Origin of the sequence: Aquabacterium soli (assembly GCF_003933735.1) — a bacterium.
Taxonomy (GTDB): Bacteria; Pseudomonadota; Gammaproteobacteria; order Burkholderiales; family Burkholderiaceae_C; genus Aquabacterium; species Aquabacterium soli.
Map to the genome: position 1 here is coordinate 89,073 of NZ_RSED01000013.1, position 23,959 is coordinate 113,031.

The 23,959-nt window shown below is 66.4% G+C and carries 18 protein-coding genes; 9 read left to right on the forward strand and 9 right to left on the reverse strand.

Annotated elements, in window-relative coordinates; genetic code table 11:
- Window positions 1–4 precede the first annotated feature (4 nt).
- From EIP75_RS16485 to EIP75_RS16495, 3 genes are read right to left on the reverse strand one after another with little or no spacing between them, the layout of a single operon-like run.
- Window positions 5–778: an SPOR domain-containing protein gene (locus tag EIP75_RS16485; protein ID WP_125244374.1), complete on the reverse strand. Its 774-nt coding sequence runs from the start codon at window positions 776–778 to the stop codon at window positions 5–7.
- 39 nt (window positions 779–817) lie between these two features.
- Window positions 818–1,684 (reverse strand): biotin--[acetyl-CoA-carboxylase] ligase, encoded by an 867-nt coding sequence (locus EIP75_RS16490; RefSeq protein ID WP_125244375.1) that lies wholly within the window; start codon window positions 1,682–1,684, stop codon window positions 818–820.
- A gap of 8 nt (window positions 1,685–1,692) precedes the next feature.
- A complete protein-coding gene (locus tag EIP75_RS16495) occupies window positions 1,693–2,223 on the reverse strand; it encodes an SET domain-containing protein (RefSeq protein WP_125244376.1) in 531 nt (176 codons plus the stop codon).
- A gap of 149 nt (window positions 2,224–2,372) precedes the next feature.
- Between EIP75_RS16495 and EIP75_RS16500 the strand changes: the two genes are divergently transcribed.
- The 8 genes from EIP75_RS16500 to EIP75_RS16535 all read left to right on the forward strand — a co-directional run bounded on the left by EIP75_RS16500 (window position 2,373) and on the right by EIP75_RS16535 (window position 12,652).
- Complete coding sequence (locus tag EIP75_RS16500; protein ID WP_125244377.1) at window positions 2,373–5,009, forward strand: DNA topoisomerase III; 2,637 nt, start codon at window positions 2,373–2,375, stop codon at window positions 5,007–5,009.
- A 142-nt stretch (window positions 5,010–5,151) separates the two neighbouring features.
- Window positions 5,152–6,192, forward strand: a complete 1,041-nt coding sequence (msrP, locus tag EIP75_RS16505) for a protein-methionine-sulfoxide reductase catalytic subunit MsrP (RefSeq protein WP_125244378.1) — start codon at window positions 5,152–5,154, stop codon at window positions 6,190–6,192.
- Window positions 6,192–6,821: a protein-methionine-sulfoxide reductase heme-binding subunit MsrQ gene (gene msrQ / locus EIP75_RS16510; RefSeq protein ID WP_125244379.1), complete on the forward strand. Its 630-nt coding sequence runs from the start codon at window positions 6,192–6,194 to the stop codon at window positions 6,819–6,821. Before msrP ends, msrQ begins: the two co-directional genes overlap by 1 nt.
- A gap of 80 nt (window positions 6,822–6,901) precedes the next feature.
- Window positions 6,902–7,681, forward strand: coding sequence for a hypothetical protein (locus tag EIP75_RS16515; RefSeq protein ID WP_125244380.1), 780 nt, complete (start codon window positions 6,902–6,904; stop codon window positions 7,679–7,681).
- 113 nt (window positions 7,682–7,794) lie between these two features.
- On the forward strand, window positions 7,795–8,289 hold the full coding sequence (locus EIP75_RS16520) for a hypothetical protein (RefSeq protein ID WP_125244381.1): 495 nt from the start codon (window positions 7,795–7,797) through the stop codon (window positions 8,287–8,289).
- Between the two features lie 101 nt (window positions 8,290–8,390).
- Window positions 8,391–10,055, forward strand: coding sequence for a PDZ domain-containing protein (locus tag EIP75_RS16525; RefSeq protein WP_125244382.1), 1,665 nt, complete (start codon window positions 8,391–8,393; stop codon window positions 10,053–10,055).
- A gap of 17 nt (window positions 10,056–10,072) precedes the next feature.
- Window positions 10,073–11,641: a type 2 periplasmic-binding domain-containing protein gene (locus EIP75_RS16530; protein ID WP_125244383.1), complete on the forward strand. Its 1,569-nt coding sequence runs from the start codon at window positions 10,073–10,075 to the stop codon at window positions 11,639–11,641.
- A gap of 33 nt (window positions 11,642–11,674) precedes the next feature.
- The gene (locus EIP75_RS16535) at window positions 11,675–12,652 is read left to right on the forward strand and encodes an AEC family transporter (protein ID WP_125244384.1); all 978 of its coding nucleotides are present in this window, start codon (window positions 11,675–11,677) and stop codon (window positions 12,650–12,652) included.
- Between the two features lie 13 nt (window positions 12,653–12,665).
- On the opposite strand, the gene EIP75_RS16540 is transcribed toward EIP75_RS16535, so the two are convergent.
- The 3 genes from EIP75_RS16540 to uvrA form a co-directional block, all read right to left on the reverse strand.
- The gene (locus tag EIP75_RS16540) at window positions 12,666–13,742 is read right to left on the reverse strand and encodes a GGDEF domain-containing protein (RefSeq protein ID WP_125244385.1); all 1,077 of its coding nucleotides are present in this window, start codon (window positions 13,740–13,742) and stop codon (window positions 12,666–12,668) included.
- 77 nt (window positions 13,743–13,819) lie between these two features.
- The gene (locus tag EIP75_RS16545) at window positions 13,820–14,710 is read right to left on the reverse strand and encodes a dioxygenase family protein (protein ID WP_199758621.1); all 891 of its coding nucleotides are present in this window, start codon (window positions 14,708–14,710) and stop codon (window positions 13,820–13,822) included.
- Between the two features lie 95 nt (window positions 14,711–14,805).
- On the reverse strand, window positions 14,806–20,778 hold the full coding sequence (gene uvrA / locus EIP75_RS16550; RefSeq protein ID WP_125244386.1) for an excinuclease ABC subunit UvrA: 5,973 nt from the start codon (window positions 20,776–20,778) through the stop codon (window positions 14,806–14,808).
- Window positions 20,779–21,168: 390 nt separating this feature from the next.
- Between uvrA and EIP75_RS16555 the strand changes: the two genes are divergently transcribed.
- Complete coding sequence (locus EIP75_RS16555) at window positions 21,169–21,726, forward strand: PEP-CTERM sorting domain-containing protein (protein WP_125244387.1); 558 nt, start codon at window positions 21,169–21,171, stop codon at window positions 21,724–21,726.
- Between the two features lie 103 nt (window positions 21,727–21,829).
- Here the strand turns inward: EIP75_RS16555 and EIP75_RS16560 are convergent, their stop codons facing one another.
- From EIP75_RS16560 to EIP75_RS16570, 3 genes are all read right to left on the reverse strand, one after another.
- A complete protein-coding gene (locus tag EIP75_RS16560) occupies window positions 21,830–22,252 on the reverse strand; it encodes a universal stress protein (RefSeq protein WP_125244388.1) in 423 nt (140 codons plus the stop codon).
- A 77-nt stretch (window positions 22,253–22,329) separates the two neighbouring features.
- Entirely contained in the window at window positions 22,330–23,109 is a 780-nt protein-coding gene (locus tag EIP75_RS16565; protein WP_125244389.1) for a metallophosphoesterase, read from the reverse strand.
- A 1-nt stretch (window position 23,110) separates the two neighbouring features.
- On the reverse strand, window positions 23,111–23,830 hold the full coding sequence (locus EIP75_RS16570; RefSeq protein WP_125244390.1) for a UPF0149 family protein: 720 nt from the start codon (window positions 23,828–23,830) through the stop codon (window positions 23,111–23,113).
- Between the last annotated feature and the right edge of the window lie 129 nt (window positions 23,831–23,959).

The window sequence follows — 23,959 nt, forward strand, 5'->3', positions numbered from 1 at the left end:
CGGCTCAGCCCTTGCAAGCCCCAAAGCCCTTGCCTGCGGGCAAGGTGAGCCCCGCCAATACCCGCTGAACGGCCAGCCCGGCCTGCGGCACGCGCACCACGGTCAGGTCCTGGGCGGCGCGCACGGTGACCACCCGCGCCGTGCGGATTCCCCGTTGGCGCAGCGTTTCCAACGCGGCCTGGGCCTGGCTTTCCTGGTTGTAGCGCCCAAGGGAGAGCCCCATGGCCAGGTTGGCGGGTGAGCGCACTTCTTCGAAATTCAAACCGCGGATGCGGCGCAGCTCGACCTGTTTGCGCTCATAACTCTCCTGGTCACCGAAAGGGCCCATGTAGACCAGCCACAGGCCCTGCACCGCCACGTTCTGGCTGCTCCAGCTGCCTCCGGGCAGTTGAGCAAGCTGCGGGGCCACCTGGCGTTGCTCGGTCTGGGTGAACGGGCCGGCCTCCATGCACACGGGCGACGCGTTGGCGCTCACCAAGCTGGGCGATGCAGGTATGGCGCTGGTGGGCACGGAAGCCCCAGACGCAACGGAAGCGGGCGATGCTGCAGGGGCTGAACCCTCATCACCGCTCTGAGGGGCTGTCTCGGTCTCTGCGCCACTGGCCGCTGTGGCCGGTGGCGGCACGATGAGCAGGCGATCCGGATGCACCTGTGCTTTCATCCGGTAGGGCTCTCGACCGGCCTGCGGGTTGCTCAGGCTGTCACCCAGCCAGCCCTCCCGCCACGCCAAAAAGCCCACATTGGCCAGGATCAACACCAGAACGAGCGCGCGCAGCATACGGAAGACGTCACCTCGGTGGACACACGGGATGCCGGATCATAGGGGATGCGGACGTGGGCGCACGCTTACTTCGCCGATGCTCCAGGGGATGAGGGTGCCGCGCCCGTCGTCCACCAGCAACGCGCCGTGGTCATCGACACCGCGGGCAAGGCCTTCGGCATCGGACGCTGTTGCGCCCCCCAGGGGAGCCTGCATGTGCTTCCACAGCGCCACATGGCGTCCAAGCAGGGCATCGCGGGCTGCATAGGCCTGGCGCAAGGGGGAGAAGCCGGTGTGCTCGAACTGCTGCAGCCCCTGCAGCAAGGCCGGCACCACCGCCACCATGGCCTGACCAGGTGTGAGGGCCAGCCCCAGGCCCGTGGCCGCATCCGTGCGTTCGCGCTGCAAGGCTGCGGGCGTGCCTGCCAGGTTCAGCCCCAGCCCGATGACCACCCAGCGTTGCTCGGGCGCCAGGGCAGGGCCCTGGATGGCCTCGATCAGGATGCCAGCCAGCTTTCGGTCGTCCACCCACAGGTCGTTGGGCCATTTGAGTTGCAGCGCATGGGCGCCGGCACCACTGCGCAGCTTGTCGAGCGCCTGGGCCGTCCACAGGCCCACCGCCAGCGACAATGCGCTGCCACCGCCGGGTACCTCGGCCAGCCGAAGCGGCAGGGCCAGGCTCACGGTGAGTGTCTGGCCGGGCTGGGCATCCCACTGGCGGCCGGCGCGGCCCCGGCCGGCTGTCTGGCGCCAGGCGGTGACCACGACCGGATCCCGGGCGCCATCGCGGCCCATGGCCAGCGCATGCGCGTTGGTCGATCCCACCTCGGGCAGCACCTCGACAGACAAGGTAGGCCAGTCGGGCTGCGCGGCCAGCCACAGTTGCTCGGCGGCGCGGTTCAGGTCGGCGAGGCCCTGGTCCATGGCGGGTCTCAGGCCTTCTTCTTGCGCTTGCGGATGGCGAGCATGGTGCCGCGGCAATCGGGCGATCCGCACCAGCAGGCGTAGTCCTTCTTCAGGCTGGGCGTGATGCGCGAGTCGATCACCAGGCCGTAGTCGAAGAACAGCTCTTCGCCCGGGGCGATGTCGCGCAGGGCCTTGAGGAAGACGCGGTTGCCATCCTGCTCCGCCTCCAGGTTGGGCGAGCACGAGTGGTTGATCCACTTGGCCGAATTCCCCTGGTGCTTGCCGTCGATGACGTGGCCGTCGTCCAGGTGGAAGTAGAACGTGTGGTTGGGCTGGCTGGGATCGTGGGGATGGCGGTCCAACGCCTCTTCCCACGTGATGATCTCGCCGCGGTACTCCAGAACCGTGTCGCCAGCGTGCAGCGGGCGGATGGCGTAGACGCCCTTGCCATGCACGCCGGAGTCACGCACCTGGGTGCGGCGACCGCTTTGCGGTGCGTCGGAACTGGCGGAGGCCGTCCGGGCGGCAGGCGGATTTTTCGGAGTGGCTTGCGGCATGGGCAAGATTGGGTACATTGAATTGGTGGGCGCGCGCGTGCGTGTGCGCATGTACGTATGCATGTGCGTGCGTGCGCGCGAGAGCCCTGATTGTAAGAACGTATTTGCCCGGCCGTGCGGAGGCCGGTACTGACGCTATAAAGACGCCCATGAGCAAAGCCCTGGTCATCGCTGAAAAGCCCTCTGTCGCGCAGGACATCGTCCGTGCGCTCACGCCGGTCGACGGCAAGTTCGAGAAACACGACGAATACTTCGAGAGCGAGCACTACGTGGTCAGCTCGGCCGTGGGCCACCTGGTGGAGATCAAGGCCCCGGAAGAGTTCGATGTCAAGCGAGGCAAGTGGAGCTTCAACAACCTCCCAGTGATCCCGCCGCACTTCGATCTCAACCCCATCGACAAGAGCAAGGGGCGCCTCAATGCCCTGGTCAAGCTGATCAAGCGCAAGGACGTCACCTCCCTGATCAACGCCTGTGACGCGGGGCGCGAGGGTGAGCTGATCTTCCGCCTGATCGCGCAGTACGCGCAGGACAGCACCGCCACCACGCGCGCCAAGGGTTTGGGCAAGGACGTGCGCCGACTGTGGCTGCAGAGCATGACGCCGCAGGCCATCCGCGACGGCTTCGACAAGCTGCGCTCTGATGAGCAGATGCTGCCGCTGGCCGATGCCGCGCGCTGCCGCTCCGAGGCCGACTGGCTGGTGGGCATCAACGGCACGCGGGCCATGACGGCTTTCAACTCGCGCGATGGCGGTTTCTTCCTCACCACCGTGGGCCGCGTGCAGACACCCACCTTGTCCATCGTGGTCGAGCGCGAAGAGAAGATCCGCAAGCACGTCTTCCGTGATTACTGGGAGATCAAGGGCAGCTTCGGCGCCGAGGCCGGCAGCTACGATGGCAAGTGGTTCAATCCGGCCTTCAAGAAGGACAAGAACGCCGCCGAGGGCTCGGCCGAGGCCGAGTTCAAGGCCGACCGCGTCTGGAGCGCGGCCGAGGCCCAGGCCATCGCCGATGCCGTGCGCGGCAAGACCGGTACCGTCACCGAAGAAGCCAAGCCCAGCACGCAGGCCAGCCCGCTGCTGTATGACCTGACCACCTTGCAGCGCGAGGCCAACTCGCGCTTCGGCTTCAGCGCCAAGACCACGCTGGGCCTGGCCCAGGCCCTGTACGAAAAGCACAAGGCCCTGACCTACCCGCGTACCGATTCGCGCGCGCTGCCCGAGGACTACCTGGGCGTGGTGCAGCAGACCGTCGGCATGATCGCAGACGGCAACCTGCCAGGCCCGCTGCGCGAGCTGGCCCCGCACGCGGCCAAGGCCCTCAAAGAGGGCTACATCAAGCCCACCAAGCGCGTGTTCGACAACGCCAAGGTGTCGGATCACTTCGCCATCATTCCCACGCTGCAGGCGCCCACCAGCCTGACCGAGGCCGAGGCCAAGCTCTACGACATGGTCGTCAAGCGCTTCCTGGCGGTGTTCTACCCGTCGGCCGAGTTCATGGTCACCACGCGCATCACCAAGGTGCCGACCAACGGCACCGAGCATCACTTCCAGACCAACGGCAAGGTGCTGGTCAAGCCGGGCTGGATGGCCGTGTACGGCAAGGAAGCGCAGGGCGAAGACGGCGACACCAACCTGGTGGCCGTGAAGCCTGGCGAGCAGGTGGCCAATGAAGAGGTGACGGTCAGTGCGCTCAAGACCAAGCCGCCGGCCCGCTACTCCGAAGCCACGCTGCTGAGCGCCATGGAAGGCGCCGGCAAGCTGATCGACGACGAAGAGCTCAAGGCCGCCATGCAGGAAAAAGGCCTGGGCACGCCAGCCACGCGCGCGGCCATCATCGAAGGCCTGATCCTCGAGAAGTACATGTACCGCGAGGGCCGCGAGCTCATCCCCACGGCCAAGGCCTTCCAGCTGATGACCTTGCTGCGCGGCCTGGGCGTGGAAGACCTGACCAAGCCCGAACTCACCGGCAACTGGGAGCACAAGCTCTCGGAGATGGAAAAGGGCCAGCTCAGCCGCGAGGCTTTCATGGCCGAGATCGCCGCGATGACGCAGCGCGTGGTGCAGAAGGCCAAGGAATACGACCGCGACACCATCCCTGGTGATTACGCGACGCTGAGCACGCCCTGCCCGAACTGCGGCGGCGTGGTCAAGGAGAACTACCGCCGCTTCACGTGCACCGGCAAGCACGGCGGTGGGGCGGACGAGGCCACGGGCTGCGGCTTCTCGATGACCAAGATCCCGGCCGGCCGCAGCTTCGAGCTGCCCGAGGTGGAACAGCTGCTGAGTGTGCACAAGGTGGGCCCGCTCGAAGGCTTCCGCTCCAAGGCGGGCTGGCCCTTCACGGCCGAGCTGCGCCTGGTGCGCGATGAAGAGGCCAACAACTGGAAGATGGAGTTCGACTTTGGCGAAGACGCCAAGAAGGACGAGGAAGGCGGCGAGGCCGTTGATTTCAGCGGGCAGACCTCGCTGGGCAATTGCCTGAAGTGCGGCGGCAAGGTCTTCGAGTACGGCGCCAACTACGTGTGCGAGAACGCCGTGGGGCAGGGCAGCTGCAACTTCAAGAGCGGCAAGATCATCCTGCAGCAGCCCGTGGCTCCGGAGCAGATGGAAAAGCTGCTGGCCACCGGCAAGACCGACCTGCTCGATGGCTTCGTGTCCAACAAGACGCGCCGCAAGTTCAAGGCTTTCCTGAGCTGGGATGCCAAGGCCGCCAAGGTGGGCTTCGAGTTCGAGCCGCGCGCCCCCAAGGCGCCGGCCAAGAAGGCGGCCAAGAAGACAGCGGCCTGACCGGGGCGGGCGCGGGGTGCATCCGCCAGGGTGCGTTGCGCGTATCTCTTCTGTGATCGTCCCTGAACGGGCGGCGCCACGCACTTCGGTGTAATGTGGGCGCTGCCCGTTCGACCAATGGGGACACAGCGGAGTTTTGACCATGGCTTTCATCAGATCTTCTCGCAGCCCCTGGCACCCCGACAGCGGCATGCAGCACCCCACCGCCAGCGAGATCACGCCGCAGGCGGTGTATGCCTCGCGGCGCACCTGGATGGCGCAGGCGGCGCTGGGCACGGCAGGTCTGGCCACCGGGGGCCTGGGTGCATGGCTCGATCCGGCCCATGCTCAGGGCCCCCAGGGCAGTCTTGTCAAGCGGCCTAACAAGCTGGCAGCCCTGCCTGGCGCACGCAGCGCGGTGCCTGGCGCCATCGCCATGGAAAAGTTGACGGCCTACCAGGACATCACCACCTACAATAACTTCTACGAGTTCGGCACCGGCAAGGACGACCCGGCCGAGAACGCGCACACGCTGCGCCCGCGCCCGTGGACGCTCAGCGTCGAGGGTGAGGTGGGCAAGCCCCTCACACTGGGCCTGGACGACCTGCTCAAGCTGGCGGCGATGGAAGAGCGCATCTACCGCCTGCGCTGTGTCGAGGGCTGGTCCATGGTGATCCCCTGGGTGGGCTACTCGCTGTCCAACCTGATCAAGCGGGCCGAGCCCACCAGCCGGGCCAAGTACGTGGAGTTCGTCACCCTGGCCGACCCGAAGCAGATGCCGGGGGTGCGCTCTGGCGTGCTGGACTGGCCCTACGTGGAAGGCCTGCGCATCGACGAGGCCATGCACCCCCTGACCCTGTTGGCCTTCGGCCTGTACGGCGAGGTGCTGCCCAACCAGAACGGCGCGCCGTTGCGCCTGGTGGTGCCCTGGAAGTACGGCTTCAAGAGCGCCAAGTCCATCGTCAAGATCCGGCTGGTCGAGAAAGAGCCGGTGTCTTCATGGACCAAGGCCAACCGCGGCGAATATGGCTTCTACTCCAACGTGAACCCGAAGGTGGACCACCCGCGCTGGAGCCAGGCCAGCGAGCGCCGCATTGGCGAGGGCGGCCTGTTCTCGCCGCGCAAGGCCACCCTGATGTTCAATGGCTACGAGGCTCAGGTGGGCCAGCTGTACGCCGGCATGGACCTCAAGAAGTTCTACTGATGGAGGGGCGTGCATCGGTGAACCGGGCGCTGCTCCAGCCCTGGGCCAAGCCCCTGGTGTGGCTGCTGTGCGCGCTGCCGCTGGCATGGCTGTTCGTGCGGGCGGCCGGCGATCAACTTGGCGCCAACCCGGCCGAGGCACTGATCCATGCCACGGGGATCTGGACGATCCGCTGGCTTTGGCTCACGCTGGCCATCTCACCCATGCGTGATGTGTTCGGCCTGCCTGCCTTGCTGCGTCATCGAAGGGCACTGGGTGTCACCGCCTTCATCTACGGCCTGCTGCATTTCCTGGCCTATGCCTGGCTGGACAAGGGCCTGGTGCTGGACGACATCGTGCGCGATGTGCTCAAGCGCAACTTCATCCTGGTGGGGCTGCTGGCCCTGATCCTGATGACGCCGCTGGCGCTGACCTCGTTCAACCGGGCGATCAAGGCGCTGGGGGGCAAGCGTTGGCAGGCACTGCACCGCCTGGTCTATGTCGTGGCCGTGCTGGGGCTGCTGCACTTCTACTGGAAGAAGTCGGCCAAGAACGACGTGGCCGAGGTGCTGGTCTACGCGGTGATCCTGGCGGTGCTGCTGGGCTGGCGTGTCGCGCGCAGGCGTCAAAAGAAGGTGAATACGGACTGATTCCCGTACTTTCAGCCGGATGACGCGCTGGTTTGGTGTGCGCACAATGGGGGCTGCCGTAACCAAAGGACACCGTTGTCATGACCGCCCAACCCATCGAGTACCCCGTCACCCTGACCAACAAGGACTGGCAGAAGAAGAAGGGCCTGCTGGCCAAGGGAGCCGGCGAGACGGGGGTCGGCGAACACATGGACAAGCTGCAGGCCGAGTTCAAGAAGATCAACTGGGCGGCCTTCAACGCCAAGCTGCTCTGTGACCGCGCCAACGGCGTCTTCACCCCGGGCCAGGCCGCCGCCAAGCTGAAGGAGGCCGGCGCAGCCTTCGTCAAGGACGTGGCCCCGGCACGCGCTGCCGCACAAAAGCTGCGTGACGTGGCCCAGAAGACCGCCGACGAGTGGAAGAAGAACAAGCTGATCCCGTCCTCGTCGCAGAAGCATGCGGCGCTGGTGGCGCAAGAAGCCGACATGCTCTTCATGGGCCTGAAGGACAACGGCGCCTTCATGACCGAGGTGATCAAGGACTTCACCGACGAAAAAACGCGCCTGCAGCGCAACGTGGACCTGGCCATCAAGGGCTTGACGGGCAATTTCGTCGACCTGCAGAAGTATGCCAAGGAGGTGCTGGCCACCCCCACCGTGGCCAGCTACCGTGGCGACGCCACCAAGGGCTTCCACCAGAAGGTGCGCGGCACGGCTGCGGCCCTCAAGGCCCTGAGCGACCACGAGGCCTACAAGAAGGCCGAGCCCACCTGGAAGACCTACGCTTCCGATGGCTTCCCGCCCAAGGAAGACGGCCAGGTCAAGGCCAAGGTGATGACCGTGCTCAAGAGCCTGCAGGAGCTCATGGCCATCAAGGTCTGATCTTCCGGTGCGGCCTGGGGTTGTTCTGGTCAACCTCCGCGAGGCCGTGGGCGTTGTGACAGAGTAGGTTTCTGCTGCGGCATCCGCCGCGGCGTCAACTTTTTCTCGACACCATGCGCTCATCCCGCTTCCTTGCCGCTGGCGTGCTGCTGTGTGCTGGCGCTGCGATGGCACAGGCCACGGCATCGACATCGACATCGACATCGACATCGACATCGACATCGGCTGAACCATCCGCCTTCTTCACGGAGGCGGCCGACTGCTCCGCGGCCTACAAGGCCGGCGTCACAGCACGCCTCAAGCAGCCCAAGACCGAGGTGCGTGACAAGGCCATCCTGGAAGACACCGAACGCAGCTTCGTCTTCATCGGCGTGGCCTACAAGCAGGGGCTGCGCAAGCCCGAAGCCGACCGCCTGCTGGCGCAGTCGGAGCAGCGCTGGGCCAGGCTGCCCAAGGCAGAGCAGGCCCGGCGTGTGGATGCGTGTACCAAGCGGGCGGAAAAGCTGATGGACGAGGTCAGCTTCATCGAGCGCTATGCCGTGCAGAACCGCGCCAAAGCCCGTGTTGAGCAGCAGTTCGAAAAAGAGAAGAAGCAGCAGGCCCAGTAGGTCAATCCCACAGCCTAGGTGCGTGTCTGTGGTCCGGTGGGATCGGGTGGGCTCTACCATCCGGACGGTGCATTGCCGCACGTTCACCCAACCACAAAGCCATGGCGCCTGCTTCGCCCGACACGACCGGCGCCCCGCCGGCGGAGGTCAGTACCGGTCTGCTGACCGTGCCCATGCTGGAGGCCACACCGGCCTGCTTGCGCGTCACCCAGATCGGCTGGTTCAGCGGCCTGCGCGGCAGTGGCTTGCGTGTGGGCGACCGCATCGTGGCGGTCGATGGTGAGCCGGTCAACGCCCAGGCCACGCCTGCCGAGATGCAGCAGGCCATCGGCACCTACAGCGAAGCCCTGCGCTGGGCCAAGGCCGGTGCGCATGATGGCACCCCCGTCACGCTGACAGTGATGCGGCGGGCCACACCAGGCCAAGGCTGGCAGACGCTGGACGTGACCGGCGCATTGCGCCCCAGGCCCAACGTGCGCACCGCCGACAACCGCATCCTGCTGGGCCCGGGCGGCCCCCCGGAGATGTACGAGAACGATGGCTTCGACCGCGGCTGGGGCCCCTGGGCCGAAGCCTTTGCCAAGTCGGCCAGCGCGGTGCTGGACGACCCGCTCTACGCGCTGTCGCTCACCTCATCTTACGAGTTGGGCAACCTGTTGGCACAGGAACCTCGTGTGCGGCTGCTGGCGCAAAAGTACCCCAGCCCTTTTGCCGATGCGGTGCAGCAGGATTTCGAGGCCATGCGCGAGCGCCTTCAGGGCCCGGCCATCACGCTGCCCGAAGGCGCCATGGACTACCGTGCGCAAGGCGAGCAGCGTGCCGACGAGATCCGCCAGCAGGCCCAGGCCGCGTGGACGGCACTGCGGGCCGAACTGGCCGACCGCAGCATCACGCCCCTGTTCCCGGCGGAGCACCCCATCCACGGCCGGCGCGACGCCGTGGTGGGCCGCTACGCCACCTTGCCGCCGCTGCGCAACCGCGACTGGGTGGGGGAGGCCGGGCGCACCTGGTTCGTGGCCGGCAACCCGCGTGAAGGCTGGTATTTTGCCGATGCAGAAAGCGATCAGGCGGTGTGGATGATGGACGCCCTGGCCCGCTACCGCCGCCTGGTGGTGCCCAGCATCGACGAGCGCTACGAGCTGGTCGGCCAGGTTGATGCACAGCCCGGGCAGTTGGTGGTGGGCGAGCGCGCGCATTTCGGCCTGCGCCTGACACCCGTGGCCGCCTTGATCGGCGGTGCCATGTTCGTCGACCTGCGCAAGGCGGTGGACGGCGTGGCCCGCTTTGCCGGTGAAGACGCCTTGCGTGATCAGGGCGGGGCCGCGCCCCCCGACACCGCCAGCCCGACCGAGGTGCTGGAGGCCATGGTGCGCGCGCTCAAGGCCGCCGACCAGGACCTGTGGATCTCGCTGTTCGCCACCTGGGCGGTGGGCGCCTTGCCCGATGGCCGCCCGCAGTTCAAGGCCAACGCCGTGGAGCAGCCCGCACGCTATTTCGAAGAGGCGCGGCGCCGCATCATGGAGCGCGTGCATGACCTGAGGCCCGTGTGGGTGGACGATGTCCGCGTCATCTTTCCGGGCGATGCCTATCCGGGCCAGTTGCGGCTGGAGGAAGTCAAGGTGGAGATGCAGCACATCGGCCTGTTCGATGGTGTCTACCGGCCTTTCAGCGATGTCACCGTGAACCGCTGGTGGACGTTGCAGCGCATCGGCCTGCCGGGCCAGCCGCTTGGCCCCTGGCGCGTCACCAGCCTGCAAGCCATCTGACCTGCCAGGGAGACACCATGCCATCCTTCGACGGCCGCCGACGCGAACTGCGCGAATCGCTCGCCGCCATCCAGTCGCAACTGGGTGCCAGCGAATCCATGCGCCTGGCAGGCGTGCTGGAGGACTACCTCACCGCCCGTGATGGTGCGCTCACGATGATGCAGACCTTCATCGCCGACGACAGCACCGAGTTCCTGGCCGATGAATACACCGGCAAGTTCCGCGACATGACACGCGCCGCCACCGACAAGCTCGACGCCATGCTCGACGGCCTGTCGGAACCCAGTGACCTGGCCGTGCACTGGAGCGAGCAGGCGAGCTTCGGCGAGTTCGTCTTCTGGGCCCACCTGGGCAGGCTCAACCTGGCCGAGGCGCGCGACAGGATGGTCAACGACGGCAAGCTCGTGCGCGAGCTCATCGGCGTGCTCGACAAGAAATGGCAGAACCTCAGCGAGGAAGACCAGAAGGTGGAGGATGCCGAGCAGCGCGCCGCGCAGGATCTGAAAGACCTGCTGGAGCGCTCGCTGGCCGAGGCCATGCCCTGCTGGCTGCAGGCCGGCACCGGCGTGGTGGCGCTGCGCGAAACCTGGAAAAGCTTCTTCGCCTCGATCACCGACCATGCCAAGGAAACACTGGTCGGCGCCGGCGTGCCGCGCAACGTGGTCGAAGGCCTGATGAAGATCGCCTCTTGGGCCAACAACGTGGCCGACATCACCCAGCTGGGCGTGGACCTGGGCCTGCCGTTCAGCGAGATCATGGACTGGATCAACCGCATCCGTTCGATGAACCTGGGCGGGCTGATCCAGTACCGCGCCACCACGGTGCTGGACAAGGACACCAAACTGGTGACCGGCTATCTGGGAGATCTGTGCAAGGGCTTGAGCCCGCTCATCCAGGGCGCCTACGACTCGCGCATGGCCGCCTTCAAGGCCCAGCTCGACAACGAGGGCGTGATCATCGTGTCCTTCGGCGGCATCCGCGACCAGGTCGACAAGTTCCTCGATGTCTGCAACCTAGAGGGCATGCGCGCCGTGCACAGTGCCGCGCTGTCCGCGATGGACGGCATCGAGTCCTCGCTGGCCACCGATGGCATGAAGCGGGATTGGTCAGATTTGCGCCGCAGCCTGAAGGATGCCTTCGATGCCCGCCGCGCTGGCACTGAAAAGGCCTTCGACGACTTCTACCGTGCCTACGACGGCCGCTTCCTGGGCGGCCTCAACAGCGAGACGGAGCAGGCCCTGCTGGAGCCCAACAAGTGGATCGTGACCACCGAGGGCATCATCCGCGTGGGCATGGACGTGAAGCTGCGCGAATGGCGCCAGGGCATCACCGTGATCAACGGCGGCCCCAAGGAGGCGTTCGACCAGGTCCAGAACGCCTTCCTGGGCCTGCCACTGGACATCCGAGATCAGTTCCAGAAGGGCTGCAACGAGCTGCTGCTCAAGCACGTGGGCGAGATCAACACCGAGGCCGACAAGACCATCGCTGTGCTGGACAAGTGCGAGCTGATGGTCAACGCCCGCAAGATCAGCGACGACATGGACCGCGCCCGCCTGGCGCAGGCCTTGCGCGCCACCATACGCTGACACCGCTCCGCTGAAGGGGGACAATGCGGCCCCATGACGGATCTGCTGCTGTTGTTCGTGCCCTTTTTCGCGCTGGTGCTGATGGGCTGGGGCGCGGCCCGCCGCGGTGTGCTGCCGCTGGTGGGCATCGGGGCGTTGAACAGTTTCGTGCTGTATTTCGGACTATCGGCCATGGTGTTCCGCCTGGCGGCCAGCGGAGCCTTGCATCAGTCTGGCCTGTTCGGGCTGGTGCTGGCCTATGGCGTGGGCGGCTTCGTGATCGCCCTGCTGGCGCTGTACTGGGCTGCACGCCGGGGCCTGTCCCGCCGCGACGGCGGGTTGGCGGCCTTGAGCACCGCTTTTCCCAACACGGGTTTCCTGGGCCTGCCTTTGCTCACAGGCCTGTTGGGCCCTCAGGCCGCCGGGCCGGTGGCGGCCACCCTGATCATCGACGTGCTGCTGCTGAGCTCACTGTGCCTGGCCTGGGCGCACTCTGATCGGCACCAGGCCAGTGAAGAAGGCCGGGCCGTGCTGACCTCGCTCAAGGGCGCTTTGCGCAACCCGCTGCTTTGGGCCATGGGCCTGGGCGTGGCGGCGGCTGAGCTGCACCTGGTGATGCCGCATGCGCTCGACGAAGTGCTGCGGCTGCTGGCCCAGTCGGCCACACCGGTGGCTTTGTTCACGCTGGGTGCGATGCTGGCCCGGTCACAGGTGCAACAAGACAAGGCCAAGGCCGAGCCACCTGTGGGCGTGTGGCTGCTTACCGTGCTCAAGCTAGGCTTGCACCCGGCCCTGGTGTGGGGTGCGGGCCACGTGTTTGAAGCCCAGGTGGGTCTGGCCGTGCCGGCCTCGGGCCTGTTGGTGCTGACGATGGCCGCAGCCTTGCCTTCTGCCAGCAACGTGTCGATGCTGGCAGAACGCGAAGGGGCTGATACGGGCCTGGTGGCGCGCATCATCCTGTGGACCACGGCCGCCTCGCTGCTGACACTGGCCTTGTGGGCGCACGCCCTGGGCGTGCAGCCTCGAGCCTGAACGCCGTGAAACTTCAGGTGGGCGCGTCCTCGATCGCCACACGGTTGCGCCCTTTCGCCTTGCCCTGGTAGAGCGCCGCATCGGCACGCCGCACAGGGGCCTCGATGGCTTCCGAGGCGCGGTGCAGCGCCACGCCGAAGGTCATGCTGACGCTCAATGGGGCGTGGTCTTCGATCGGCACGTTCAGCGCCGATACCTTTTCGCGCAGACGTTCGGCCACCGTGCGTGCCGTGTCGAGCGTGGCTTGTGGCATGAGGATCATGAATTCTTCGCCGCCCCAGCGCGCCACGCTGTCCTGCTGGCGCACGGTGTTGCGCAACACCTCGCTCACGGCCTGCAGCAGGCGGTCACCGGCCTGGTGCCCATGTTGGTCGTTGATGGATTTGAAGTGGTCGATGTCGGCCAGCACCACTGCCAGGGGCTCTTGGTGCCGCTGGCGTTGCACCACCTCGTACTCCGCCACTTCCAGCCAGCTGCGGCGGTTGAGCAGGTGGGTGAGCGGGTCGGTGGTGGCCAGCGCGCGCAACTGCCTTTCAGCGTGCGTGACCAGACGGTAATACTGCCCGGAGAGGAAGGACAGCACAAGAAAGGTGACCGTCACGTTCACGTAGCGAAGGGCGGACAATGTCTGCTCCTGCAGCGCATAAAGGGGCCCATGCGTTTTCATGAACCAGTCCATGGCCAGGTAGCAGGTCAGCATCAAGCTCACGATCACGAGCTTGGGGCCGCTGCGGCTTCTGCTGACGAACACGATGGGTGCGACGAGGATCAGGTAGTAGTGAAAGCCACTGTCCCACCCGATGAATCGCACCGCCAGGGCCGCATGCACGACGATCTCTGACAGGATGAGCCCGACCGCCAGGATGTTTCGCTTCAGGCGCAGGCACAGGTAGCTCAGCCCGAACAATGCAACGCTGCCCAGGTTTACCCAACCCAGCAGTGGCGCACCCAGCATGAAGAACAGCAGCATGAAGAACGCATGCGACGCCCCGGCCACCACGGGCACCTGGTACATGAGGTGCCAGAAGGAGCGAGGCGCGCTGCGCGCCTTGGGGCTGCGGTGCGTGGTGGCGATTTTTTCACTTTTCATGGTCTACGTGCTTATCGACACCGACCATGGCTGCTTGAATCACCGCTGACCTTGCTTTGCCGGACGGTGGTGATTTGTCACACGGAAATCGACACCGTGATGCTGGCCTCGTAGCCATTGGTCACATCACCGCTGATGGTCACCAGCTGCTGGGTCACGCCGTCGCTGAACACGTTGTCGGTGTTGAAGCTGATGGCCGCCAGGTTGCTCACGCTGGCGCTGTAGCCGCTCGCGTTGTTGTAGACCGTCTGGCAGGTGGCCACCGGAAAGGCCAGCTGCGAGGTCTTGAGCTTGTTGGTGTAGCTGGTGGCCGTGTTGGCGTCGCGGTAGACCTCGAAGTGCATGTGCGGCATGCGGCCCGAATAGCAGCCTGGGAAGATGGTCTCGAAGGTGACCTGGCCGTTGCTGTCGGTTTGCTGCACGCCACGCAGGTAGTTCTCACCAGTCACGCCGCTGGAGTACATCGAGTACTTGCCGTCGCGCGTGCAGTGCCACAGGTAGATGGCGTAGCCATCGAGCGAGGCGCAGCTGTTGTTGGTGTTGGTCAGCGTGATCACGAGCTTGAGCGGCACGCCAGCGGCCGTGCCGGATGCGCTACCCACGCTGGTGGTGATGTCGCTGCGCACGATGCCGCTCAGCGCCAGGGCGTTGGCCACGCTGCCGTTGGCGGTGTTGGATCCATCACCAGGGTAGGGGCCTGCGGTCTCTTCGGGCACCACGGAGCAACTGCCTGAAGTAGTGGTCGTGGTGCCTCCGGTCGACGAGGTGTTGTCGTTGTAGAGGTTGGTGCCGCTGTCGCTGCCACCGCCGCCACAGCCCACCAGAGGCAGCGTGCCGGCCGCGCTCAGCGCCCCGAGCCAGCGCAGCATCTGGCGTCGGCCCCCGTGCCGGGTCAGGGTCTGAAGATCCTGCAGCAGCTGAGGCTGGCTGTGGTCGTGGTCGTGGTCGTGTTCTGGGTGGGCGTTCAAGGGGGCGTCCTTCAGGTGGGCTGTGACGGAGAGGTCACTGAACCGCACCTTAAGGACGCTCTGTTGCCGGTGTGTTTCCGGCGTGTACGCCTGCGTTAAGCGGGCACCCCTTGCGGCCGTACCGTGCGGTTGAGCACGCCCTTGAGTGCCACGCCGGTGTGCGTGCCGGCCTTGACCAGTGTTTCCGGTGTGCCTGCTGCGGCCACGCGGCCACCGCCTGTGCCACCCTCGGGCCCCATGTCGATCACCCAGTCTGCCTCGGCGATCACGTCCAGGTCGTGCTCGATCACGATCACGCTGTGGCCGCCGCCCACCAGCCGGTGCAGCACGTGGATCAGCTTCTCCACATCGGCCAGGTGCAGGCCCACCGTGGGTTCGTCCAGCACGTACAGCGTGTGCGGTGCCTTCTGGCCGCGGCGCGTGATGTCGTCGCGCACCTTGCTGAGCTCGGTTACCAGCTTGATGCGCTGCGCTTCGCCGCCCGACAGTGTGGGTGAGGGCTGGCCCAAGGTCAGGTAGCCCAGGCCCACGTCCTGCAGCAGCTTCAGCGGGTGCGCGATGGAGGGCATGGTCGCGAAGAACTCGACGGCCTCGTCCACCTCCATCTTGAGCACGTCGCCGATGTGCTTGCCGCGCCATGTGGCAGTGAGCGTCTCGGCGTTGAAGCGCATGCCGTTGCAGGTGTCGCAGTGCACCTTCACGTCGGGCAGGAAGGCCATCTCGATGGTGCGCACGCCCTGGCCTTCGCACTCGGGGCAGCGGCCCTCGCCGGTGTTGAAGCTGAAGCGGCCCGGACCCCAGCCGCGTGCACGCGCTTCGAGCGTGTCGGCGAAGAGCTTGCGGATGGTGTCCCAGAAGCCGATGTAGGTGGCGGGGCAGGAGCGGGGCGTCTTGCCGATGGGCGTCTGGTCGACCTCGAGCACGCGGTCGACCGCGCCCCAGCCCTCGACGCCATCGCAGCCCACCCACAGCGGCGTGGTCTTGCCACGCTCCTTGGGCGGGATGGCAACGGCGCTTTGCACGTTGGCCAGCAACACGTCGCGGGCCAGGGTCGATTTGCCCGAGCCCGACACACCCGTCACCGCGACCAGGCGGTGCAGCGGCACCTGCACGGTCACCTTGTCCAGGTTGTGCAGGCGCGCACCGTTGACCGTCAGGCGTGGGGTGTCGGCGGCCAGCGGGCGCCGCTCGGCCAGCGGGTGCGCGATGGGGTTGCGAAGGCAGCGCCCGGTGACGGAATCGGGCGCGGCCATGATGTCCTGCACCGTGCCCTGCGCCACGACGGTGCCGCCCCGTTGTCCGGCGCCCGGACCGATGTCGATGATGTGCTCGGCGCGGCGGATGGTGTCCTCATCGTGCTCGACCACCACCAGGGTGTTGCCCTCCTTGCCCAGCGTGTGCAGGGCATCGAGCAGCAGCTGGTTGTCGCGCGGGTGCAGGCCAATGGTGGGTTCATCCAGCACATAGCACACACCCTGCAGGTTCGAGCCCAGCTGCGCCGACAGGCGGATGCGCTGTGCCTCGCCGCCCGACAGGGTGGGCGCGGCGCGGTCCAGGCTGAGGTAGCCCAGGCCCACCTGCTCCATGAAGCTCAGCCGTGACTTGATCTCGCTGACGATGTCGCGCGCGATGGTGGCTTCGCGGCCATCGAGCTTGAGCTGCTCACCCCAGCGGCGCGCATCTCGCACGGCCAGTGCCGACAGCTCGGCGATGTTCTGGCCACGGCCCGGGCCCAGCAGGCGCACGGCCAGGGCGGTGGGGTTCAGGCGGGCACCGTGGCAGGTGCTGCACGCGGTGTCTTCCAGATCCTCGACCTCGGCTTCGGCGAAGGTCTGCTCGCGGCCCTTGTTGGCGTCCTTCTCATCGGGCTGCGAATCGTCCAGCGTCTTGCGCTGGTCGCGTGTGAGCTCCAGGCCCGTGCCCACGCAATCGGGGCACCAGCCGTGCTTGCTGTTGTAGCTGAACAGGCGTGGGTCCAGCTCGGGGAAGCTGGTGCCGCAGCTGGGGCAGGAGCGCTCGGTGGAGAACACCTTCACGCGGCCGATGTGCAGCGTGGACAGGCCCTGCTCCAGCGCGTGGGCCAGGCCGTCCAGCGGCGTGAGGATGTGCACCACGCCCTTGCCGTGCTCCAGCGCGGTGGTCAGCAGTTCGCGCAGGCGGCCTTCGTTCTCGGGGCTGACCAGCACGTCGCCCACGGGCAGCTCGATGGTGTGCTCGCGGTAGCGGTCCAGCTTGGCGCCGCCGGCCTGGCCCCAGCCGGCCACGGGCAGGAACTCGCCATCCACGCGCAGGTGCGTGAAGCCGCGCTGGCCGGCCCACTTGGCCAGCTCGGTGTAGATGCCCTTGCGGTTGACTACCAGCGGCGCCAGCAGGCCGATGTGCTGGTCGCGGAAGTCACGCATCCACTGTGCCACGATGGCCTCTGGCGTCTGTGGCAGCACGGGGATGTGGTGGCCTTCGCCATCGACGCAATGCGGGCAGTGCTGCACGCCCAGCTTCACGTACAGCAGCCGCAGGAAGTGGTGCACCTCGGTGGTGGTGCCCACCGTGCTCTTGCGTCCGCCACGCGACAGGCGCTGCTCGATGGCCACGGTCGGCGGGATGCCGTAGACGGCATCGACCTCAGGCCGGCCCGCGGGCTGCACCAGGCTGCGAGCGTAGGCGTTGAGCGATTCAAGATAACGGCGTTGGCCCTCGTTGAAGAGGATGTCGAAGGCCAGCGTCGATTTGCCCGAGCCCGACACGCCGGTGACCACGTTGAACTTGCCGCGCGGGATGTGCACGCTCAGGCCCTTGAGGTTGTTCTCATGGGCGTTGACGACCTCGATGGCATCGTGGCCCGGGGCCTGGTTGGCCAGCTCACGGCGGCGCTCGCGGCGTGCCTTGATCAGCGACTGCAGGGACGAGCCCTGGTCTTGCGGATCGGTCGACGTGTCCTTCAAGGCGTAGCTGGCCGTGCGCTCGGCGGCCTTGAGCAAGGCACCTCCAGGTTCGTGCAGGCCCAGCGCATCTTCATATTCGCGCAGCGCCACACCAGTGGCCGTTTGCCCCAAACGCACCTGCTCGGGCGCGCCGAAGGCCACCAGCTGGCCACCTTCGTCGCCCCCTTCGGGGCCCAGTTCGATCAGCCAGTCGCACGAGCGGATCACATCCAGGTTGTGCTCGATCAGCACGATGGAATGTCCGGCATCAAGCAGCCGTGCAAAGGCCCGCATCAGCTTGGCGATGTCGTCGAAGTGCAGGCCGGTGGTCGGCTCGTCGAACATGAAGAGCGTGCCCTTGCGCGCCACCTTCTGCCCGGTCTTGCTGGCCTGCTGAGCGGTTTCCACCAGATGGCCCGCCAGCTTCAGGCGTTGCGCCTCCCCGCCCGACAGCGTCGGCACGGGCTGGCCCAGCTTCACATAGTCCAGGCCCACGTCGGCCAGCGGTTGCAGCGCGCGCACCACGTCCACGTCCTGGCCGAACAGGCGCACGGCCTCGGCCACGGTCAGCTCCAGCACATCGGAAATGCTGAGCTTGCGGCTCAGGCGTTCGATGGTGACCTCGCGCACCTCGGCGCGGAAGCGTGTGCCGTCGCAATCCGGGCAGCGCAGGTACACGTCGGACAGGAACTGCATCTCCACGTGCTCGAAGCCCGAGCCGCCGCAGGTGGGGCAGCGCCCGTTGCCCGCGTTGAAGCTGAAGGTGCCGGCGGTGTACTTGCGCTCGCGCGCCAGCGGCGTCACCGCGAACAGCGTGCGCACTGCATCAAAAGCGCCCACGTAGCTGGCCGGGTTGGAGCGGGCGGTCTTGCCGATGGGTGATTGGTCGACGAAGTTGACGGCGCTCAGCCAGTCGGCGCCCAGCAGCTCGTCGTGCTCGCCGGGGCTGTCGGTGGCCTGGCCGAAGTGGCGCAGCAGGGCCGGGTGCAGGATGTCCTGCACCAGCGTAGATTTGCCCGAGCCGCTCACGCCGGTGATGCCTACCAGGCGCTGCAGCGGGATCTCGATGTCGAGGTCCTTGAGGTTGTGCTCGCGCGCGCCCTGCAGCAGCAGCTTGGGCGTGCCCTCTTCGACCTTGCGGCGCGTGCCCATGCTGATGGTGCGGCGCGCGCCCAGGTAGGCGCCGGTCAGTGTCTCGGCCTGTTTCAGGTCTTCAGGCGTGCCGTCGAACACGATGCGTCCACCCTGATGGCCGGGGCCCGGGCCCAGGTCGATCACGCGGTCGGCCGCCAGCATCACCGCGGGGTCGTGCTCGACCACCACCAGCGTGTTGCCGGCATCGACCAGGCGCTGCATGGCCACGTTGATGCGGTCCATGTCGCGCGGGTGCAGGCCGATGCTGGGCTCGTCCAGCACGAACAGGGTGTTGACAAGGGATGTGCCCAGGGCCGTGGTCAGGTTGATGCGCTGCACCTCGCCGCCCGAGAGGGTGCGGCTCTGCCGGTCCAGCGTCAGATAGCCCAGGCCCACATCGACCAGGTACTTCAGGCGCGTGCGGATTTCATCCAGCAGCAGTTGCAGGGCCTCGTCGTGCACCTGGCTGGGCAGGGTCACAAAGGCGAAGAAGCGCTGCAGCTGCTTGAGTGGCAGCAGCATCACATCGTGCAGGTTCAGGCCGGGCAAGGCTTCGAGCACCTCGCGGGGCAGGGCTGCGCCCTTGGGGGCCATGCGGCGCTGCGGCGCCAGCACGGCATCGGCGTCTTCGCGGCTGCCCAGGCGCCACAGCAGCGATTCGATCTGCAGGCGCGCGCCATCACACACCGGGCAGGTCGTGTAGCTGCGGTACTTGGACAGCAGCACGCGGATGTGCATCTTGTAGGCCTTGCTCTCGAGGTACTCGAAGAAGCGCTTGATGCCGTACCACTGCTTGTTCCAGTTGCCCTTCCAGGCCGGGTCGCCATCGATCACCCAGGCCTTGTGCTCGGGACTGAGCTGGTTCCAGGCCGTGTCGCGGGGCACGCCGGCATCGCCTGCGTACTTGAGCAGGTCGGCCTGGCTCTCGGCCCAGGCGGGTGTCTGCATGGGCTTGACCGCGCCCGAGCGCAGCGTCTTGCGCCCATCGGGGATCACCAGGCCCCAGTCGACGCCGATCACGCGGCCGAAGCCACGGCAGTGCGGGCATGCGCCTGCCGCCGAGTTAAACGAGAACAGGCCGGGCGTGGGCGTGCTGTAGCGGCGGTGGCTGTCGGGGCAATGCAGCCCGCTGGAGAAGCGCCACAGCTCGGGCGCCGGCTCGCCGCCATCGGGCAGGGTGTCGCCGGATTCAGGCAGCGCATACACAGTGATGTGGCCGCCGCCGCGCTTGAAGGCCACTTCCAGGGCCTCCATCACACGGGGGCGGTCCAGGTCGGCACCTGTGGGGTCGGCACCGATGCGGAAGCGGTCGGCCACCACGTCGAGCACCAGGCGCTCGTTGGCCAGCAGCTCATCTGCGCTGGCCTTGGTTTTCTTGGCCGCCTTCTTCGCGGCTGGTTGGGCCTTGCCCTCATCGGCCGAAGACAATGCTGGCGACACGGCGCTTGCCACCACCACGCGCTGCGCCTGGATGCGCGAGAACCCACTGGCCGACAGCCATTCCTGCATCTGTTCTGGCGTGGTGTTGGCCGGCAACTCGGCAGCAAAGGTGATCACGACGCGGCGTCCGCCTGGCGTGGCGGCCCCGCGCCGCACCAGCTCGTCGAACACAGATTGCGGCGTGTCCTCTCGCACTTCCAGGCCCGTGTCCTGGTCGAACAGCCTGGCGCCGCGTGCGAACAGCAGCTTCAGGTGGTCGTTCAGCTCGGTCATCGTGCCTACCGTGGAGCGCGAGGTGCGCACCGGGTTGCTCTGGTCGATGGCGATGGCCGGAGGCACGCCGTCCACGCGGTCCACGGCCGGGCGGTCCATGCGGTCCAGGAACTGGCGCGCGTAGGCGCTGAAGGTCTCCACGTAGCGGCGCTGGCCCTCAGCGTAGAGCGTGTCGAACACCAGGGACGACTTGCCCGAGCCGCTGGGCCCGGTCACCACGGTGAGTTCACCCGTGCGGATGTCGAGGTCGAGGTTCTTGAGGTTGTGCTGACGGGCACCGCGGATGCGGATATCGGACATGGATCACCTTGCGCCGGCGGAACGCGGCGGATGCTCGCCCAGGCGGGGTTGCCAGGCAGGAGCGCAAACATTCTAGGGAGGGATTGGTTGATCAGGTGGGGGCGAGCGCGGGCAACCTCAAGAGATGCTGGTGCATGGGGGGCATGCGCGTGCCAGTGAAGGGTAATTTGACGGGCGATGGCATCGACTTGGCGTGTTTTGTCAGGTGGTTAACCGGTATTCGTTTGATCAATGGAGTGGTTGTTTTGATCGTTCGTGACTAATTCACGCAAACCCACCCCCCTGTCCAGGCGGTCAAATGGGGGTTCCCCCCTTTTAGATGGTTGTGGCCTAAATCACGTATCCCTACAGTTTGTGACACCCGTTTACCAACTCTAGGGAGATCTGCTCATGACACTGTCCATCCGCGCTCTTGCTGCTGCCGTGGCCATCGCCGCCGCTTCTGCTTCGGCCCAAGCCGCCACCACCACGCTGACCTTCTCCGAGATCGTCGGCGTCCACAACACTCTGAGCTACAGCGGCACGGCCGGTGGCAACCTCACGGTTTCCTCCAACAAGGGCAGCCTGACCATCGTGCTGGGCGAACTCGGTGTGGCCAGCTGGAGCAACTGGGATCCTCGCCTCGGGTCTGGCGAAACCATCACCTTCAGCTTCACGCAAGACGTCAAGCTGACCTACTGGGATCTGGATGACCTGCCCTTCGGCTCCAACCAGTTCGGCCTGAAGGTCGATGGCGGCGCCAACAAGTCGTACTCGCTGGACAGCCATGGTTCGAGCACCCCACTGATCGGCAAGACCTTCACCTTTGCATACAAGGGCGATTCGTACTTCATCGACACGCTGAAGTTCAGCTCGGTGACGCCAGTGCCTGAGGCCTCCACAGCAGCCATGGCTCTGGCTGGCCTGGGCATGGTGGGCTTCATGGCCGCCCGTCGCCGTCGCGCCTGATTGCTGCTCGGCCTGGCCCTGCGGGCTGGGCTGTCCAGATGAACAACGGCCTCCCCGTCGAAAGACGGGGAGGCCGTTTTGTTTGTCCGATACGTTTTGGGCTTCAGCGCACCAGCAGCACCGGCACCTTGCTGTTGGCCAGCACCTTCGTGGCCACCGAGCCGGTGACCAGGTTCATCAGGCTGCTCTGCCCGTGCGAGCCCATGATCACCAGGTCGAACTTGTCCTTGTCGGCCACCTTGGCGATCACTTCGCCGGCATTGCCTGTCTTGCCCACGTATTGCGTGGCCAGGTTGTGCCGCGCCGTGAACTTGCGGATGGGCTTGAACACCGCTTCGGCCGTGTCGTCGTAATAGGCCTTGAGCTCCGAGGCCTGGAACAGGCGCGCGGCATGCGGCGGAATCACGGGTGTGACGGTCAGCACGGTGTACTGGTGGGCGCCAGCCAGGAAATCGTCATTGGCCGACAGCCAGGCCAGCATCTTGCGGGTGTAGGGACTGCCGTCCACGGCGAGCAGGATCTTCATGTGACAAACACTCCTTGAGGGATGCTTGCAGTCTACCGTGCTTCAGCTTGGGTTCATCAGGGCTGACTTGATGCGGATCAAACAGTGATGGTGCGCAGCCCGTCGTGTCCCAGCGATTCGCCCTTGTAGCCATGCCCGCGGGCATTGCTCACCACGCGTGTCTGGCCTTGAGCATGCGGCACGGTGTAGTCGTGCCTGCAATGCAGATGACCATGGATCCATGCATCCGCCAGCGGCAACAGGTCGTCATCCGCATTGCAGAAGCTGGCCGTGCCTGGCTGTGCGCCATAGCGCATGTCGGCGCTGCGAAGGCTGGGGCCGTAGTGCGTGATGGCCACGGTCGCATCCCAGGGGACATCCGGCGTGGGTTGCTGTGCCAGCGTGTCGGCCAACCACGCACGGCAGATCAGGGCCTCTTCGCGCACGGCTTCGGGGTCGAAGGGCTGGCCCTGGCGCGTAGCGCGCATCACTTTCACGAAGTAGCTGGCGGCGCGCTGCGACTTGAGGCGCTTGTCCGCACCGAACAGATCGAAATCACACCAGCGCACGGTGCCCGCGAAGCGGATGCGCCGGCCATCGGACCCCTGCACGATGCAGGTGTCGCGCTCCAGCATGCGCAGGCCCAGCTGTGCACAGCGCTCGCGCAGACCGGCCAACGCTTCGGCGATGTCGCGCTGGTCGAACTCGTGGTTGCCCGGCACGAAGATCACGGGCACCGGCCAGTCCTTGAACAGCGACAGCCCGGCCCAGGTGCTGTCCACATCCCCGGCCAGCACCAGCAGTTCGGCACCGGGGGCTGGCTCAGGCGTGAAACGCTCGGTTTCCAGGTGCAGGTCGGACAGGATCTGGAGTTTCAACTCAGTTGGCGCCGTGGCAGTTCTTGTACTTCTTGCCGCTGCCGCAGGTGCAAGGGTCGTTGCGGCCCACCTTGGGTTCGGCGCGCACCACGGTCTGCACCTTGTGGCGCTCGGCGATGCCGATCTCGGCCAGGTCCACCACGTCGAACACCAGGGCTTCGATGGCGGCGTCCAGGTTCTTGAGCGGGTGCTCCTGGTCCAGGGCCTTGGTCATCTGCTGCTGCACCTCGTCCTGCTCGGGCAGGTGGCGCCACAGCGAATCGAGCAGGTCGGGCACGCCTGAGAGCCCGGCTTCTTCCAACTGAGGGAAGTTGGCCAGGGCCCATTCGAAGCCGGCCACCCAGTAGCCCAGGCCTTCCAGGGCGTCCTTGCCTTCGAGCGGCTTGCCGTCGTCGTCTTCGACCAGCGGCACCAGCGGATCGAACCAGCCGTCTTCGAGCACGCCGCGCAGCAGCTCGTCGTAGCGGCGCTGGATCAGCGTCATCAGGCGGTTGTGGCGGGCTTCCGTCCACTCGCCCTTGCCGGGCTCAGGCAGGCCTTCGGTGCCGAAGATCGGGCCCAGCCATTCTTCGGTGGTGATCAGCACCGGCTGCACCAACACGCCGCACAGGTAGCCGTCCAGGATCACCGCGTCCAGCGTCTCATGGGGTTCAGGCACGAGGGCCAGCAGCTCGTCGAGCTCGTGGATCTCGTTGTCGGTCAGGGTGGCAGAGGCGCTCATGGTGGTGCGTGCGCCCAGGGCGGCGCATCGGTGTGGTGTGCAAAGCATGATTGTGCCTGCCCTTGAGGGCCGTGGATGCACCGCGCGGGTGACAGCCCTGAACCGTGCTGGGGCGGCATGGTTGATGCG

Coding starts and splice junctions, on each gene's coding strand:
- EIP75_RS16520 (WP_125244381.1), top strand. CDS start 7,795: ATGCGCTCATCCCGCTTCCTTGCCGCTGGCGTGCTGCTGTGTGCTGGC.
- EIP75_RS16500 (WP_125244377.1), top strand. CDS start 2,373: ATGAGCAAAGCCCTGGTCATCGCTGAAAAGCCCTCTGTCGCGCAGGAC.
- EIP75_RS16485 (WP_125244374.1), bottom strand. CDS start 778: ATGCTGCGCGCGCTCGTTCTGGTGTTGATCCTGGCCAATGTGGGCTTT.
- EIP75_RS16490 (WP_125244375.1), bottom strand. CDS start 1,684: ATGGACCAGGGCCTCGCCGACCTGAACCGCGCCGCCGAGCAACTGTGG.
- msrQ (WP_125244379.1), top strand. CDS start 6,192: ATGGAGGGGCGTGCATCGGTGAACCGGGCGCTGCTCCAGCCCTGGGCC.
- EIP75_RS16540 (WP_125244385.1), bottom strand. CDS start 13,742: ATGAAAAGTGAAAAAATCGCCACCACGCACCGCAGCCCCAAGGCGCGC.
- EIP75_RS16560 (WP_125244388.1), bottom strand. CDS start 22,252: ATGAAGATCCTGCTCGCCGTGGACGGCAGTCCCTACACCCGCAAGATG.
- EIP75_RS16555 (WP_125244387.1), top strand. CDS start 21,169: ATGACACTGTCCATCCGCGCTCTTGCTGCTGCCGTGGCCATCGCCGCC.
- EIP75_RS16495 (WP_125244376.1), bottom strand. CDS start 2,223: ATGCCGCAAGCCACTCCGAAAAATCCGCCTGCCGCCCGGACGGCCTCC.
- msrP (WP_125244378.1), top strand. CDS start 5,152: ATGGCTTTCATCAGATCTTCTCGCAGCCCCTGGCACCCCGACAGCGGC.
- EIP75_RS16515 (WP_125244380.1), top strand. CDS start 6,902: ATGACCGCCCAACCCATCGAGTACCCCGTCACCCTGACCAACAAGGAC.
- uvrA (WP_125244386.1), bottom strand. CDS start 20,778: ATGTCCGATATCCGCATCCGCGGTGCCCGTCAGCACAACCTCAAGAAC.
- EIP75_RS16570 (WP_125244390.1), bottom strand. CDS start 23,830: ATGAGCGCCTCTGCCACCCTGACCGACAACGAGATCCACGAGCTCGAC.
- EIP75_RS16525 (WP_125244382.1), top strand. CDS start 8,391: ATGGCGCCTGCTTCGCCCGACACGACCGGCGCCCCGCCGGCGGAGGTC.
- EIP75_RS16530 (WP_125244383.1), top strand. CDS start 10,073: ATGCCATCCTTCGACGGCCGCCGACGCGAACTGCGCGAATCGCTCGCC.
- EIP75_RS16535 (WP_125244384.1), top strand. CDS start 11,675: ATGACGGATCTGCTGCTGTTGTTCGTGCCCTTTTTCGCGCTGGTGCTG.